General features: G+C 64.1%; 15 protein-coding genes. 7 read left to right on the top strand and 8 right to left on the bottom strand.

Annotated elements, in window-relative coordinates:
• Window positions 1-29: 29 nt before the first annotated feature.
• The gene (locus EV647_RS02780; protein ID WP_133997930.1) at window positions 30-617 is read right to left on the bottom strand and encodes a dihydrofolate reductase family protein; all 588 of its coding nucleotides are present in this window, start codon (window positions 615-617) and stop codon (window positions 30-32) included.
• Window positions 618-638: 21 nt separating this feature from the next.
• Window positions 639-1430 (bottom strand): alpha/beta fold hydrolase, encoded by a 792-nt coding sequence (locus EV647_RS02775; RefSeq protein ID WP_133997927.1) that lies wholly within the window; start codon window positions 1428-1430, stop codon window positions 639-641.
• 668 nt (window positions 1431-2098) lie between these two features.
• Between EV647_RS02775 and EV647_RS02770 the strand changes: the two genes are divergently transcribed.
• Window positions 2099-2620, top strand: coding sequence for an RDD family protein (locus EV647_RS02770; protein WP_166680206.1), 522 nt, complete (start codon window positions 2099-2101; stop codon window positions 2618-2620).
• A 281-nt stretch (window positions 2621-2901) separates the two neighbouring features.
• Here the strand turns inward: EV647_RS02770 and EV647_RS43335 are convergent, their stop codons facing one another.
• The 5 genes from EV647_RS43335 to EV647_RS02750 form a co-directional block, all read right to left on the bottom strand.
• Complete coding sequence (locus tag EV647_RS43335) at window positions 2902-3030, bottom strand: hypothetical protein (protein ID WP_166680205.1); 129 nt, start codon at window positions 3028-3030, stop codon at window positions 2902-2904.
• A gap of 13 nt (window positions 3031-3043) precedes the next feature.
• The gene (locus EV647_RS41845) at window positions 3044-3262 is read right to left on the bottom strand and encodes a hypothetical protein (protein ID WP_166680204.1); all 219 of its coding nucleotides are present in this window, start codon (window positions 3260-3262) and stop codon (window positions 3044-3046) included.
• A 129-nt stretch (window positions 3263-3391) separates the two neighbouring features.
• Window positions 3392-3718 (bottom strand): hypothetical protein, encoded by a 327-nt coding sequence (locus EV647_RS02760; protein ID WP_133997919.1) that lies wholly within the window; start codon window positions 3716-3718, stop codon window positions 3392-3394.
• Window positions 3719-4053: 335 nt separating this feature from the next.
• Entirely contained in the window at window positions 4054-4386 is a 333-nt protein-coding gene (locus EV647_RS02755) for a nuclear transport factor 2 family protein (protein ID WP_166680203.1), read from the bottom strand.
• On the bottom strand, window positions 4383-5777 hold the full coding sequence (locus tag EV647_RS02750; protein ID WP_238176995.1) for an MFS transporter: 1395 nt from the start codon (window positions 5775-5777) through the stop codon (window positions 4383-4385). Before EV647_RS02750 ends, EV647_RS02755 begins: the two co-directional genes overlap by 4 nt.
• Window positions 5778-5864: 87 nt before the next feature.
• Between EV647_RS02750 and EV647_RS02745 the strand changes: the two genes are divergently transcribed.
• Complete coding sequence (locus EV647_RS02745) at window positions 5865-6629, top strand: TetR/AcrR family transcriptional regulator (RefSeq protein ID WP_238176994.1); 765 nt, start codon at window positions 5865-5867, stop codon at window positions 6627-6629.
• On the opposite strand, the gene EV647_RS43330 is transcribed toward EV647_RS02745, so the two are convergent.
• Window positions 6626-6859, bottom strand: a complete 234-nt coding sequence (locus tag EV647_RS43330; RefSeq protein ID WP_133997907.1) for an epoxide hydrolase N-terminal domain-containing protein — start codon at window positions 6857-6859, stop codon at window positions 6626-6628. The genes EV647_RS02745 and EV647_RS43330 overlap by 4 nt on opposite strands.
• A 988-nt stretch (window positions 6860-7847) precedes the next feature.
• On the opposite strand from EV647_RS43330, the gene EV647_RS02735 reads away from it, so the two are divergent.
• The 5 genes from EV647_RS02735 to EV647_RS02715 all read left to right on the top strand — a co-directional run bounded on the left by EV647_RS02735 (window position 7848) and on the right by EV647_RS02715 (window position 13531).
• Entirely contained in the window at window positions 7848-9434 is a 1587-nt protein-coding gene (locus EV647_RS02735) for a CdaR family transcriptional regulator (RefSeq protein ID WP_166680201.1), read from the top strand.
• 85 nt (window positions 9435-9519) lie between these two features.
• Window positions 9520-10215, top strand: a complete 696-nt coding sequence (locus EV647_RS02730; RefSeq protein ID WP_133997899.1) for a GntR family transcriptional regulator — start codon at window positions 9520-9522, stop codon at window positions 10213-10215.
• Window positions 10216-10248: 33 nt separating this feature from the next.
• On the top strand, window positions 10249-11292 hold the full coding sequence (locus EV647_RS02725; RefSeq protein WP_166680200.1) for an LLM class flavin-dependent oxidoreductase: 1044 nt from the start codon (window positions 10249-10251) through the stop codon (window positions 11290-11292).
• A gap of 17 nt (window positions 11293-11309) precedes the next feature.
• Window positions 11310-12098 (top strand): SDR family NAD(P)-dependent oxidoreductase, encoded by a 789-nt coding sequence (locus EV647_RS02720; RefSeq protein WP_133997894.1) that lies wholly within the window; start codon window positions 11310-11312, stop codon window positions 12096-12098.
• 152 nt (window positions 12099-12250) lie between these two features.
• Window positions 12251-13531 carry a substrate-binding domain-containing protein gene (locus EV647_RS02715; protein ID WP_238177006.1) on the top strand — a complete coding sequence of 427 codons (1281 nt, stop codon included), beginning with the start codon at window positions 12251-12253 and terminating at the stop codon, window positions 13529-13531.
• The last annotated feature ends 3 nt before the right edge of the window (window positions 13532-13534 follow it).

Raw genomic sequence — 13534 nt, 5'->3', positions numbered from 1 at the left:
ACTGCGTCTGAGGCCTCCTGTTTGGTGGGCTACTTGGTGGTTGTTTCTGTGTTTCGGGTTGACTGGTACGTGAGGATCATGATGCCGTCGCCGACTGCCTTCGCTTGGCTTAGTTTCAGCGTCTTCTTGTCGCTGGTTTCGCCGAAGAGGCGCCGGCCGGTGCCGAGGACGACCGGAAACAGCATCAGGCGGAGTTCGTCGATGAGATCGTGGTCGAGCAGGGTTTGAGTGAGACGTGCGCTGCCATGGATGACAACGTCACCGTCGTAGGTCTTGTCGAGTTCGGCAGCGGCCGCGAGTGGGTCGTCGCCGATCACGGTCGTGTTGTTCCATTCCGGGTCGCGGAGTGTGGACGATACGACGTATTTCGGCATCCTGTTGAACTTGTCCGCGAACTCGCCGTCCCTGGTGGGCCAAGCCTCGGCGAAGCGTTCGTACGTGATCCTTCCCAATAGCAGAGCGTCGGAGTTGAGGGTCTCGTGAAGTTTGAAGTCGTCGCCTTCGATACCGCGGTCGTGGTCGAAGACCCATGCCTCATGTTTGAAGCCCTCGCCTCCGCCGGGTGCTTCGATGACGCCGTCGAGTGCGATGAATTCGGTTGCGACGATTCGGGCCATCGCGTTGCCTCCTGGCTGGTCTCAAGCGGTGAAGTAGTCGATCAAAACGGGGGTGATGGCTTCGGGGTCGACGTTGTGGGGTTGATCGGGCAGGGTGCGGTGCTCGCCGTTCGGTAGGAGGTCGGCGAGTGCCATCGCAGCGGTCTGGAAGGCGAGAGTCTGTCCGCCGTCGGCGATCAGTGTCGGTGTTTTCACGTTGGCCCATTCGGTCGGGAGCGGGTTGCCGGACATCGTGTTGCCCATGACCAGGCCGTCGTAGGCGATGGTGTGTGCCAGGGATTCCAGGCGGGCCCAGAACGGCTGGGTGCGCATTCCGCTGACGTACTCGGCTGGAACGCCGGCCGCGACGGTCATGAAGTAGGCCACGGCGTCGCCGCGCCGGTTGTCGGCGACCATGGTGTTGAGCTGCCGCACGTAGTCCGCGGGCCGGGCCGGGCGGGTGTCGTCGATGATGCAGGGGGGTTCGTACATCGCGACCTTGGTTAGCGAGTCCAGCTGCCGACTTGCTTCGAGGGCAAGGATCCCGCCGGAGGAGGTTCCGTAGATGCAGGCGCTACCGCCGGCTGCCTCGACGAGCGCGGCGATGTCTTCCACTTCGCGCTGTACCGCGTAGGGCGGGGTGTCAGTGCTGTCGCCCCGGCCACGCCTGTCGTAGTTGTACACGGTGAAGCGCTCTGCCAGCAGCGCAGCGAGCGCGACGTTGAAGTCGTCGCTGCGCTGGTTCAGCGCGCCGATGACTGTGATCAAGGCCGGCCCATTTCCCGACTTGTCGTAAGCGATGACCGTGCCATCCTTCGAAACAACGGTGTCCACTTCAATCTCCTAACCTCGCAGATGGAACAACTATCGAACATGTGTTCGCAGGCCCTCGCGGTCTGCGGATCACGCGTTCACCCTCGCGTCGAGCCGGGCAGGCCAGATTCGACACCCCAGATCTGAAAATTCATATTTTCTTTAACGGGACAACTAGAGTTGCCCATGTGGCGAGGTAATCGCGTCCCGCGGCTGGGGCGATCCAGCGTTCGTCGCGAAGTTGTGCGACGTCAACGTCTGAACCATGGGGCTCATGGTCGGGCAGGACGGTGACGAACAATGCTTCGGTGAGCCGTTGAGGCCGTCGGTGAGCAGCGAATCGCAGACCGATACCGATGCGTTCCACACAATCTGACGGCCCGACGCAGCTCTTGTTCGTCGAACACTGGAGTCGTGAGAGCCGCTGGGAACGCATCTGCACAGCGCCACCCATCGGGAGTCCGTCCGCAGGTCTCGCGAGTGTTCTCCGACGGTCCGCACATCGAGTTCCTCGAGCCGCCGCTGGGAGGAGAAAGAACGTTCAAGGAATCGGTCGCCGGCCATGCCGGCGGGGTGAGCCTAAGGGGCTAGCTACAAGACCCACCAGGTGAGGCGTGTTATGGTTCTGAGACGCCAATGCATTAGCCTATGGTAGCTCCTCCGGCGCTATTCATTTCGAAAGGATCGTCGTGAGCACTCCGACGCCACCGCCAGGTTACGGCTGGCAGGACCCAAAGCAGTACGGGCAGCAGCCGTACGGCCAGTACGACAACGGCCAGCCATATAGTTCGCCCGGCGGCTCAATTCTGGGCAACCTGGCGGCCTGGCCGAGTCGGGCCGGTGGCACGCTTATCGACGGCCTAGTTGTCGCCGTGCCGTACGGAATCGGCACGGTGTTCCTCAGCCGCCAAACCGCGCCTATGGCCATCGTGGCGATGCTCCTCTACATCGTCAGCCTCGGCGTGGGGATCTGGAACGTCGTGGTCCGCCAGGGCGGCAGTGGCCAGACGGTGGGCAAGTCAGTCCTCGGCCTGAAGCTGGTCGGCGCCGACACCGGCAGGCCAATCGGTGCGGGTAAAGCGTTCGTCCGCCAACTGAGCCACATTCTCGACGGCATGGCCTGCTGCATCGGGTACCTGTGGCCGCTGTGGGACGAGAAGCGGCAGACATTTGCGGACAAGGCCAACAACACTTACGTGATCAAGCTCTGACACCGAGCTGACGACGACCGGAGGCCATGGCCAGCCGAAGCTGCGTCCTCCGCGCTCGACCGTTTTCGGTACTGTCTCGCTCCGCAACCGAGCAGCCCCCAGGCGCAAGAAGAACCGGAGTGTTTGCAGACTCGCGCGACCTCGGCCGATGCCGACGGACGATGCCGTGATGTGCGGTGGTAAGGGCGCCCGGCCTGGGCTCAGGCGGTCCGAGGCGACGAACGCGGCTGCGTGCCTGAGGCAGGTCATTGCCTCAGGCACGCAGCCGGGACGTGACGTCGTCAGAGCAGCGTGACGTCGACAGCGTCGGCCATTGCCTGGTACCCGGCATCGTTGGGATGCAGTTGGTCGCCGGAATCGTGCGCGGGATCGAGTACTTCGCCCATCGCATCAGCCAGGTCCACGACCACGACCGCGTCGTACTCACCCGAGTTCCCGGATCCAGGTATTGATGCTCGACCGCTTGGCCTCGCTGCGCGGCGTGGAGAATCCCGATCCACGGATCGGCAGCAAGCTCGCGCCGACGACCCGCAGGCCGGCTGCGCGAGCTTGCCGGAGCATCTCGCGATGCCCAGCGATCATGGCGTCCACGGCCACGTCGGTGTACGGCGCGAGGATCGGGAACGGGGACTCGCCCGCCACCTCGCTGATCCAGGTGTCGTTGATTCGGCGAGGATCAGGACTGTGCTCACACCGGGCTGGGTCAGTACGTCGAGTGCGAACCGAGCGGTCATGCGGTCTCCGAGCCACCGTGAGTTGAGCGTGACGCGGTTACCGCCGATGCCCTGGTTCAGGACTGCGCGCGGACTGCCGCCGGCCGCCAGCCGCCGGACGAGCCGATCGGGGGAACCGGTTGTCGGTGTCCGCTGTACTGCCGGTTCCGTCGGTCAGCGAGTCACCGAGCGCCACGATGCCGCCGGTCGGCGCTCCGGTCACGTCGACGCCACTGAGGTAGTACCAGGTCTGCGACGTTTCGGCGAAGGCCGTGCCGTCGGTGTCCGCGCGGTGGTCGCCCGCACTCCGGTATGTCGTCGCCAGGGCTTGGGCGACGTATGTCGCGGGGCCGAACGTCTCGGCCACGTAGAGGGTGACGGTCATCTCGCTGAGCGGGTCCGTGGCGAGGGTGCGCCGCGTCGATAGCCACGTCAGCTCCGGCCGGCGCAGTGAAGGACGACGTCCCGTCGATCGTCAACTGGCGCAGAGTTTCCGGTTTGACCGCGGATGCGGCGGCAGTCGGAGCAACCGTGAGACGTCCGATGCGCAGAGGCGTCGTACCGTAACGGTTCGACAGCCGCACCCGCAGCGTTTCACCTCCGATGCCGAGCCGCAGGCTCTGGCGGATGGTCTGGCCGGCGAACCCCTCGTCGGACCAGTTCGGGCAAAGCCGACGCCCTGCCGCTGCGGCGAGGTCGTCCACGCTGCAGTCCAGCCGCTCATCCGAAGAATCCCAGGACACTGCGGATGCGCTCCCCCGCGACATCCACGACGTCATACCCCGAAGCAGCCGTGCCGAGCCGCCAGCTGAACAAGACCCGGTCGTGGTGCGTGCCGATCACGGTGTCCAGCGTGAACTGGAGGTCGCCGAACGATTCCTGGGCGCGGCCGATCGCCTCCGACAGTTCGGCGTGCCCGCGGAGCCCGGCGTAGTCAGGGTCTGCATAGACCGAGTCTTCGGTCAGAACGGACCGCATCAGCTCTTTCCTGGCAGTGGCGTCTCGTTCGTTCCAGATGTCGAGGTAAGCATCGATCAAGTCGGTCGTGCTCACTTGCTGACTCCTTCGGGAGTGATGGATTGCGGGCTTCCGGATGCGATCCGGGAGGGATCGAGAGCGAGGGCGATCACGCCGCCGACGGCAGTGAGCGCGGCAGCGGCCCATCCGGCCACATGCAGGCCATGGAGCAGATCGGTCCCGCCGGTGACGATCCCGACGAAAACCGCGAGGCCCAGCGCGCCACCGACCTCCTTGGCGGTGCTGGCCACTCCGGCCGCGACGCCCTGCTCAGCAACCGCGACACCCGCGCCGGCGGAGGCGAACAACGTCACGAACGCCACTCCGCCGAACAGGCCCCAGACAATGCTCCCGGGCAGGAGCGTCCAGAACCCTCCGCCCGGCGTGGTTCCCGCGACCATCGCGGCGATGCCAAGTCCGGTCCCGACCGCCGAGACCGAGAGAGTGGTGCGAACACCCCAGCGATCGAGCAACGGTGGAGTGACCTTGACTGCCGCGAACATGCAGACAAGGGTGAGCGGCAGGAACGTCAACCCTGCCTCCAACGAGCTGTAGCCGAGAACCGGCTGCAGGTAGGAGGTAAGGACGTAGTAGCCACCGCCGAGCGTGCCCTGGAAGATCGCGATCACGATCATCGTCGTTGCGAGATTGCGGCCGCGCACGAGCCGCAGCGGGATGAGCGGATCGTGTGTACGTGCCTCCACGATCAGCAGCACGGCGAGCAGGGCGATCCCTGCGACCAACGCGCCTGTGCTGCGCAGCGACACCCATCCCGCGTCCGGCCCCGCCGCGAGGCCGAGCACCAGCAGCGCCGAGCTCGCAGTGGCAAGCACGGCGCCTGGTACGTCGAAACCGCCAGGTGTGCGGCCTGGATCGGTGGGTAGCAGGCGCGGTGCGGTGAGCACACACATGAGCGCCAGCGGCACGTTGACGAAGAACACCCACGCCCAGCCCAGATAGTTGGTCAGCAGACCACCCAGAAGGGATCCGGCGGCCAGCCCCGCACTGCCGGCCAATCCCCACGCACCCAACGCTCGGTTGCGCGCCGGGCCTTCGGCGAAACCTCGATAGATGAGCGCGAGGGTCGCGGGCGTCAAAAGTGCTCCGCCGGCGCCCTGCACGGCCCGCGCCGCGATCAGCAGCCCGGCGCTGGACGCGAGACCACCGGCCAGCGACGCGACGCCGTACAGCGCCAGCCCGGTCATGAACAACTTGCGCGGTCCGAGCCGATCCACGGCTCGGCCTCCGAACAGGAGCAATCCACCGAGTCCGACGGCGTACGCACTGACCACCCACTGCACGGATCGCGGACCGAAGCCCAGCGCGACCCCGATGTCGGGCAGCGCCACATAAACGATGTTGTAGTCGAGAGCCACGATGAGCTGGGTCAATGCCAGCAACCCGAGGCGAAGTCTGTCTCTTGTCACGAACCCACCTATGCATGCCGTGCAATTCCTACACGGTGTTCAATATTTGTACGTCGCATACTAGGCCAACGCTGTATGGTGTCAACTGTGAGCGAGCAGACGATCAGCCGCCGCGACCGGCTTCGCGCGGCGACCAGCGCCGAGATCAAGGTGACTGCAATGAAGCTCCTGGCCGACGGCGGTCCGGATGCGATTTCGTTGCGCGCCATTGCTCGCGAGATGGGCATGACGGCAGGCGCGATCTACAGCTACTTCGCCACTCGCGACGACCTGATCACAGCGCTGATCGGCGATATCTACTCGGCGGTGGTGATCGCGGCCGAGGCTGCCCGGGACGCCGTACCGGAGGACAACCCCGGCGGCCGAATCATGGCTTGGGCGCAAGCCATCCGCGATTGGGCTGTCGCCGACCCCGCCGGCTTCCGCCTGATCTACGGCGATCCGGTTCCCGGCTACCGCCCACCCGACGACGGCCCCGGCAAGGATGCCGAGCTTCGCGCCTGTACCGGCCTGGTCGGACTGGTGGCCGCGGCATGGCCCGCTGCCCAGGCCGTCGAGACTGCCGGCCATCCCTACGCCTGGTCAGACTTCGATCCCGGCCTGGTCGCGCACGTCCGTGCCGACTTCCCGGACCTCCCGCCGGCCGGCATCGCCGTGACCCTCCGCACCTGGGGCCGCATGCACGGCCTCGTTGCCCTGGAGATCTACGGCCACCTGCGCCCCTTGACCACCGATCCCTCCACCATCTACCAAGACGAAATCGGGGACCTCATAAGATCCCTGGGCCTACGCGCAGTGGACCAGATCGATGCCAGAAATCCCGGCTCAACGGATTTGCCGACGAGACGCTAGGCGTTGCCGGCGGCTCGGCTCTTGACGTGGACAAAGCGTATGTCGCGGCCCTCGACCTCGGCGATGAACTCCGGATAGGCATTCAGTCGCTCCTCCGCCGCGCGCCAGTCGGTGAGCTCGCCCCAGTATCCAACCAAGTCACGCAGGTAGCCCGGGGTCCGTGCCGCCAGCCCAGTAGCCGTCGCTGGAGGCTGTGGTACACCGCGTGCTGAGCAGACGAGTACGCACATCGTCCAGGGTCGCTCGGAACATGTTGATGCGGCACGGCCGAACAGACACAGAAGTCTCTCCACATCTCGAGGGCTCTGTGCCCATCCTTAGTGATCGGATGCGCGCAGAGCGGCTCTCATGGGCAACGGCTACGCCGTCGACGCTGTATCGAACACCGCGAACTGCCGGGCAAGCGCTGCGGCTCGCGAACGAGGACCATGGCGGCGCTCCGGTGTTTGGTTGCTCAACGCGACTGTTCGAGCTCTGACGATTGAACCACAGCGGCCCCGAACAGACATACAACGCACAAGATGTAGCAATCCATTAGACGATGGATACCTGTCGTGACCTCCTGGTACTGGTTGCTCGGTACGCCCGGCGCGCGGGCAAGGGGGATCTTGCTGGAGCAACGTTGGAGTGGTTCATCGACTCGCGACTCGAGTTGTCGACCGTGTGCGGGGGATGGTGCGATTTTGCCCGTGGCAAGGACAAACAACGTCTCGCAGGCCGTACTGGAAGTCGACGCGTCGCTCACGTGTCGTGATTGTCCAGCCCTCTACGGTGATCAGTTCGATGACAGCGTCGCGGGTGCGCCCCTCACTCATGTTCGTGACCCGAGTTTCCCTGCGCCTCGAGGGCGACGTTCGTGAAGAGCTTGGTCGGGACATCCGGCTGAGGGCATTTGGAATGTGGTGTGAACCAGCACCCTCATAGGCGGCGGTGCCGCAGACACTGCGGGTCGAGGTGTGTGCGGCTTTCACGCCAGTCTGCCAGTCTCTGCAAAGCCCAGGCAGGTCAACATCTTGCTAATGACTATACCTTGAGTAACCATTCTGATGGTCGGACAGGAGCGGGCGCGACCGTAGGGATGACGCAGCGCGCCGTGCATGACACGACAGTGCGTGTCGGAGCGGTGACGCCGACAAGTATGCGGCGGAAGGGATGAGTTGCGTGGACGAACACAATGCAGCCACAGTGCCAGTGGCCACTCTCAGTGACCTTGCGCGCATGATCAGCCCGTCGCAGATGCGACTTGCAAGTCTGCCGGATGACCGCAATCCGGTGGTGCGGCGCGCGACGATTCACGATCCGCTCGGGCCGTCGAGGTTCAGCGAAGGCGATATTGCTCTCATGGTGGGCACTCCACTGCACGTCGCGGACGCTTCGCGCTTGTTCTCAGAGGCGTCCGCCGCAGGCGTGGCCATGCTGGCGTTCCGCCACCCGGAGGACGCGAAGTTGCCCCAACGGCTGGCGGAGATGGCCCGCACCGCCGGCGTTGCCATCGCGCTGGTAGCCCCTGATGCGAGTTGGGACAGCGTAGGACTGTTGCTGAACACCGCAATCCGAAGCCTCTACGAGGTCGACGCACGGTTTCCCCAAAGTCTTGAGTCGGCGGACTTGTTCGCACTGTGCGACGAGGTCGCCGCCAAGCTCGGCGGTCCGGTGACGGTCACCGATCCGGCGTACAACATCGTCGCGTACTCAGGCATCGATGCCGGAACCGACGAGTTACGTGCCCGAGCGATTCTGCAGCGGCGCTGGCCGTCGGAATGGATTCACAGTCTTCGGAACATGGGTGTGATGTCGTCGATCTTCGACAATGGTGTCGGAATCGTCGACGGTGCACCGCAAGATGATCACCTGACCCGGATTATCGTCCGCTGCGCAACAGCCGAGCATCTCGGAACCATTGGTATCAGTCGTCCCCGTCCGCTTGGCGACACCGAGCTTGACCTGCTCCGCCAGGCGGCGTCAGTTGCGAGTCTCCATGTCGTACGCGACCGCGTCACGAATGACTACGCCGGACGCGGAGCGAGGGACCACCTGCTCGCTGTCCTCGACGGCCGCGAGACCGCGGACACACTCAAGGACGTACTGCGTCCGACAACCGGGCAGGCATTCGCTGTGCTCGCCTTCGACCTCCAGAACGGATCCGATGCCGCGCGGCTCAGCGGCCTGCTGGAGGCATACGCGACGGCGTTTCGTCATCAGGCTGTTATGACTACAAGCGGCACGCACGTTTACATGGTCCTCGCGACCACGCGTACTACATCGGCGCAGCTCGCCGCGCTCGGCGAAGATGTTCTCCGGCATGTCAAGTCAGCCCTTCGCGCGCCGGCGCGAGTCGGAATCGGCTCCAGCGTCGCTTCACTGGGCGACATCCGGCGTTCTCGCCGTGAAGCCGACGAGGTGCTGCAGGTTCTGATGCACCGTGATGGGGGGAATGTCGTGGCCACGATGGACGATGTGCGCAGCGACATGCTCATGCTCGAGCTGCGCGAGCTCGTGAACTCTCGCCCCTACCTGTTGGCCGGCAAGCTCAAGGCGCTGATCGACTACGACGCGGAGAATCACTCCGAGATGGTCAAGAGCGTACAGGCATACCTTTCGACGTTCGGAGACATCCAAGAGGCCGCCGCCAGGCTCGACGTGCACGCCAACACCGTGAGGTATCGCATCCGCCGTGCGGAAAGCATCACCGGCCTCCGCTTCGACGACCCCGACGAACGTCTCCTCATCGAGCTGCAGCTGCGCCTACTCGACGCCGCAGCTGCGGCGCGCCCGACGGACGACGACTCGGGCAGCGGCAAGTGAGTTGTGACCATGGACAAAGGGCGCAGCACTGACTTTTGCCAGCCAGCCATACAACGCAGCAGACGCGTCTTGGATAGTCGGACAGGTGGTGCGTAAGAGTGCAGGCGAGCGCAGCGACGTGTTCGACGCGGGGATCGACGAGGTCATATACCGAGAGCTACGCCAGCGTATCCTTGATCGCCGATACCAACCCGGTCGGCCGCTGAGTGTTGCCGAAGTGGCGGGCGATTTGCAGGCCGAGCCGGCCCCCATCTATTACGCACTCGCCAAGCTGGCTGGCGAAGCGCTCGTATCCCGCGTCGGAGTCGACACACATGAGCTTGTCCCGATTGACGTCATAGCCGCCGAGGCGACCTTCGACGCCCGGTGCGCAATCGAACTAGGAGCCGTGGAGATCTCGCGGCAACGAACGACAACCACGCAGATTGAGGAGCTTCGGCGGCGACTGACCGGCATGCTGCCGCTGATCCGGGCGGACCGCTTCGTCGACTTCGAGCGTTATCTAGACGCTAACAACGCCTTTCACGAGCAGGTCGTCAGACTCGCTGACAACGAGGCGCTTCTCATCGCATACCGCAGGCTCGCGGTGCGGGCCGTCATGGCCCATACGCTTCGCGCCACCAACCGCACGTCGAACGCGATGCTCGATGATCACGTTCGTATTGCCGATGCGATCATCTCCGGCGATATGCAGGAGACACGATCGGCGTTGCTCGATCACTGCGAGCATGCTAAGGCGCGCGCGCGGATCGCACTGGCTGCTGCCGGAGGCACGATCTAGGCGTATGTCCTCCGTGTGAGAAAGGATTCGTTGGTGCACAAAACGCCGTACTGGGGTTACCTTTTTCCCTCTCCTGCTTCCGAACTGACTCGCACTGTCCGGGAGTTCGATGAGCTCGGATTCCAGGGGACCTGGGCAACGCAGGTCGTATGGGGACCGGGCTTTCCCTTGCTCTCTGTCGCCGCCGCGGCGTCGGAACGTCTGCAGCTTGGGACGGGTATCGCGTATGCGTTCGCGCGCAGCCCGATGGAGACCGCGTTGTCGGCGCTCGATCTCGACATCCTCAGCGGCGGACGCACCGTACTCGGGCTCGGGCTGGTCGATCGACCGCGCAACGAGAGCTGGTTCGGTGTGCGCTATGGACGCCCTCTCGCTCACTTGCGGGAGGTCATCGAGATCGTGCGAATGGTCACCGAACATGGCCACACGGGGGAACTCGGCATCTTCAAGGGCGACTATTACGACCTGGACCTGCGCGGGTTCGCCACGATCAACCCACCTGTGCGACCGCGCATCCCGATCGTGACGGCCGCGGCGGGAGACCGAGCGATCAAGTTCGCCGCATCCTTCTGTGACGGTGTTCTCGGACATCCGATCTGGCCGGCACGCGCGTTGCCGGAGAGGGTTCTGCCGGCCCTGGATGTTCAGTTGCCGCTGGCAGATCGCACACGCTCCGAGTTCGACGTCCACTACTTTTCGTACACCACCGTTCATGAGGATCCCCAGGTCGCGCTCGCCGGACATCGGGGAACTGTCGCGTTCTATGCGTCCAACCCGAACTTCCGTTCGTACTGGAAGGCACGCGGTTGGGGTGATGTCGCCAACGCGGCGGTCGAGCTGGGCGTGGGGAACGGGCAAGCACTGTTAGACCTGCTGCCGGACGCGATGGTTCGCGATCTCGGCATCGTGGGTACGCCGCCCGAGGTCCGGGCGCAGGTCGCCGAGGCCGCGCGATACGCGGATTCCATCACCCTGATCCCGCCGACCCATCACCTCATCAACGGAACGATCGAATACAACCATGCCGAGGAAGGGCGTTTCGGCGGGTACATCGCGGACGCCGTCTACCGCGTGTGACGAATCGGAGGAATGTGATGATTGGACGGTCCAATGGAGGTCGACTTGCCGACCGCGTAGCGTTGATTACCGGCGCGGCGAGCGGCTTCGGCCGGACTACGGCCGAGCGGTTCGTCGAGGAAGGCGCGAAGGTTGCCGTCGTCGACTGGAGCGAGGAGCTAGGACGCGAGGTGGCGAAAGAGCTCGGCGATGCCGCCATCTTCATCCGCTGCGACGTCAGCGACCGAGCGCAAGATGAGGCTGCGGTGGCGGAGGTCGTCCAACGGTGGGGCCGGTTGGATATCGTCTACAACAATGCTGCCTTGGGATGGTCGGGAGGCATGGAGACGATCGACGATCCGACTCTGGAACATATGATGGCTGTCAACGTGCTGGGCCCGTGGCGGATGTCCGAGGCTGCGCTGCCGGCGTTGCGCCGTACCGGTGCCGAGCGAGCAGAGGGTGCGGTGTTGCTGTTCACGGCTTCAGTGCTCGGACTGATGGCGATCCCGAAGATATCTCCATACACGGTCAGCAAGTTCGGCATCGTCGGCATGATGCGCAGCCTCGCCATCGACGAGGGGCCGAACAACATTCGGGTCAATGCGATCTGCCCGGGCCTGTCGGACACGCCCGGGATGCGCCGTGATTCCGTCAAATGGGGAAACCCGGAGGACAGCCTCAAGTACTGGCGGTCACGAACGCCGCTCGGCCGGCTCGCGACGTCGCTCGATATCGCCAATGCGGCCGTCTTCCTCGCGTCGGACGAGGCGCGCTCGATCAATAGTCTCGCACTCGTTGTCGACGGTGGAGAGAGCGGTCGATAGACCTGTTAGGAGTTCCCAATAGAATGCCCTGAAGTCTGTTGGAAGCAACAAGGAAGTATGCCTCTACCACGCCTACGCTGCAGCTGTTGCCAACGTCGATACTGAGTGATCTCGTTCGGCGGAAACATTTCAGTGAGGAGCGGGCTGTGACGATGAAGAATACCGTGCGGAGCCGCTGGACGATGCTCAGCGTGTGGTTGGTCGTTGCTACGCTGGTAGTCGTCTCGTGCGCCGGCCCGCATTCCAGTTCGTCGACCGGCAACGCGCTTGGCAATGGGTCGTTGCCAGGCAAGATGGCCGGAGACGGAACGGTCACGTCTCCGCCACTCAACGACTCCGCGCCACGGGGCGCGGCCGCGGCTCTGGAAAAGTACGTTCCTGATTCGTCGATCAAGCTGGCCTATGAAGGCTATTGGCATTACGCCAATCTGGGTCCGAATCCATACGCGACGAACTGGACTCCGCCGAAGCCTCCGCTGCACTATTGTCTGAGTTCGGCCTTCCTTGCGAACAACTTCACACAAAGCGTTTCCGCGAAGCTGCAGGAGAACGTGTCTGCGCTGCAAAGCAGCGGCAAGGCCACCGGTGCCTTGACCATCACGAACTCGAACTTCAATATTCCGTTGCAGGCCTCTCACATCAACCAGCTGGTCGACCAGGGCTGCCATGTGATTTGGGTGATCGACGTAGCGCCGAAGGGACTCTGCAACGCGATGGAAAAGGCGCGTCAGCACGGCGTGCTGATCGTTACGGTCGTCACGCCGGTCGACTGTCCTGATGCGATCAACCTGTCCGTCTCCGAGACCGAGATGGGCTCGTTGCCTGCGACGTACCTCGTGCACATGTTGCGGGGTAAGGGCAACGTTCTGGCTGTCACCGGGTTGCCGGGTCTGGCAGTGACCGACCAGCGCCTACGTGCGGCGAAGCAGGTCTTTTCCCAGGCTCCCGGCATCAAGGTCGTCGGCGAGGTGCGTGGTGACTTCACGCCGTCGGTCGCCAAGTCGAACGTACTGAAGTTCCTGGCAACGCATCCGCAGAAGATCGATGCTGTGATCGAGGGTGGCAGCGTCGGACTTGCCGTCGCCCAGGCCTTCGACCAGGCAGGTCGTCCGCGCCCGCTGCTAGGAGAGGTTGGTGCGACCTGCGGCTACCTGTCCTATTGGAGGCAGCAGAACCTCAGCAGCGGCTTTTCGATGGTGTTCGGCGGTCGTGGCGCCGGCGAGGAGTTGTACGCCATCACCCAGCGACTCCTCAATGGCGAGAAGCTCAAAGGCAACCTCGTCCTGTATCCGCCGATTCAGATCACCCAGTCGACGCTCGATTCCTGGCACAAGCCGGAGTACACGCTCAACAGCACCTGCCAAGCGGAGCGACCGGGTGATAACAGGCCCTATCCGGATACCTATTTCGATCCTCTCTTCGAGCAGCCGTGATCG

It is taken from the genome of Kribbella sp. VKM Ac-2566, from assembly GCF_004366005.1.
Lineage (GTDB): Bacteria > Actinomycetota > Actinomycetes > Propionibacteriales > Kribbellaceae > Kribbella > Kribbella pratensis.
This window is presented reverse-complemented; position numbering and strand designations above follow the sequence as displayed.